This is a genomic window from Streptomyces azureus, from assembly GCF_001270025.1.
Taxonomy (GTDB): domain Bacteria; phylum Actinomycetota; class Actinomycetes; order Streptomycetales; family Streptomycetaceae; genus Streptomyces; species Streptomyces azureus.
In genome coordinates this window covers 1-1,152 of record NZ_DF968340.1, presented here as the reverse complement: position 1 = coordinate 1,152, position 1,152 = coordinate 1, and the positions used below count along the sequence as shown (strand labels likewise).

Annotated in this window: 1 protein-coding gene; it reads left to right on the top strand. The window is 71.5% G+C overall.

Annotated features, from left to right (window positions below; translation table 11 throughout):
* The coding region (locus AOQ53_RS25900; RefSeq protein ID WP_059420852.1) for an IS701 family transposase at nucleotides 1-1,037 on the top strand (1,037 nt) is incomplete at its 5' end.
* Nucleotides 1,038-1,152: the final 115 nt, after the last annotated feature.

The following is a 1,152-nucleotide window of genomic DNA, read 5'->3' as shown; positions in this document are numbered from 1 at the left end:
CGCATATCCGGGCCCAGCTGGCCTGGCGGATGGAGGCAGCGATCCGGCCGAAGGCCCTGGTCTTCGACGACACCGGCTTCCTCAAGGACGGGACCGCCTCGGCGTGCGTGTCACGGCAGTACACCGGCACCGCCGGCAAGGTCACCAACTGCCAGGTGGGCGTCTCGCTCCACCTCGCCAGCGACCATGCCTCGGCGGCGGTCAACTGGCGGCTGTTCCTGCCCCAGACCTGGGACCCGGCCTCACCGAAGGCCGACCCGGGCAAGGTCGCCCGCCGCACCGCCTGCGGCATCCCGGACGACGTCGGGCACGTGGAGAAGTGGCAGCTGGCCCTGGACATGCTCGATGAGACCCGCTCCTGGGGGATCGACGTGCCGCTGGCCATCGCGGACGCCGGATACGGCGATGCCGCGGCCTTCCGGCACGGACTGCAGGCCCGCGGCCTGAATTACGTGGTGGGGATCTCCACCACCATGTCGGCACAACCCGCCCACGCGGTCCCGGTGTGTGAGCCGTACTCGGGCAACGGACGCCCGCCCGTGCCGAAGTACCCCGACCCGCCCCGGTCGGTGAAAGAGCTGGTCATCGCGGCGGGCCGGAAGGCGGCCAGGCCGGTGCAGTGGCGGGAAGGCTCCCGGCCGGGCACCGGCCGCTCCGGGGTCAAGCGTATGTACTCCCGCTTCGTGGCCTTACGGATCCGGCCCGCCGGACGCGAGATCCGCCAGGCCACCGACAGCCCGGAGCTGCCCGTGTGCTGGCTGCTGGCCGAATGGCCCGCCAGCGAGAGCGAGCCGGTCCAGTTCTGGCTGTCCGACCTGCCCGCCGACACCCCGCTGACCACCCTGGTCCGCCTCGCCAAGCTCCGCTGGCGCATCGAGCACGACTACCGGGAGATGAAGCAGGCTTTGGGCCTGGCCCACTTCGAGGGCCGGACCTGGGGCGGCTGGCACCACCACGTCACCCTCGTCTCCGTCGCGCATGCCTTCTGCACCCTGCAGCGACTGGCCCGGGCCCCAAAAGACGCGGCGCCGGCCTGAGCCTCTACCAGGTCGTCCGCGAGCTACAGACCCTCCTCGCGACCTGGACCGGCGCCTGCCCCACCTGCCACCGCGACATACCCACCCGCACACCGACCTGACCAAGCACTACTAG